This is a genomic window from Streptomyces caelestis (genome assembly GCF_001279005.1).
Classification (GTDB): domain Bacteria; phylum Actinomycetota; class Actinomycetes; order Streptomycetales; family Streptomycetaceae; genus Streptomyces; species Streptomyces heliomycini.
Map to the genome: position 1 here is coordinate 1 of NZ_LGCN01000066.1, position 480 is coordinate 480.

The window sequence follows — 480 nt, forward strand, 5'->3', positions numbered from 1 at the left end:
CGACGACGTCCTCCGGCCACTGGTTGGCCTCGGCCAGCAGCACGGTGTCCGGGTACTGCGTGTCGATCTCCTTGCGCACCCGCTTCAGGAACGCGTGCGAGGCGGGCAGGTTCTCGCAGTTGGTGCCCTCGGCCGCGTAGAGGTACGGCACCGCGTCGAGCCGGAAGCCGTCGATCCCCAGGTCCAGCCAGAAGCGCAGGGCAGCCAGGATCTCCTCCTGCACGCGCGGGTTCTCGTAGTTGAGGTCCGGCTGGTGGGAGAAGAAGCGGTGGAAGTAGTACTGGCCCCGCACCGGGTCGTACGTCCAGTTGGAGGCCTCGGTGTCGACGAAGATGATCCGCGCGTCCGGGTAGCCCTTGTCGTCGTCCGCCCACACGTAGAAGTCGCCGTAGGGGCCGTCGGGGTCCTTGCGGGACTCCTGGAACCACGGGTGCTGGTCGCTGGTGTGGTTCATGACGAAGTCGATGATCACGCGCATCC

The 480-nt window shown here is 66.7% G+C and carries 1 protein-coding gene; it reads right to left on the reverse strand.

Annotated features, from left to right (window positions below):
* A partial coding sequence (locus ADK41_RS06810; RefSeq protein ID WP_030837677.1) for an alpha-amylase family glycosyl hydrolase occupies positions 1–480 on the reverse strand: 480 nt, incomplete at both ends.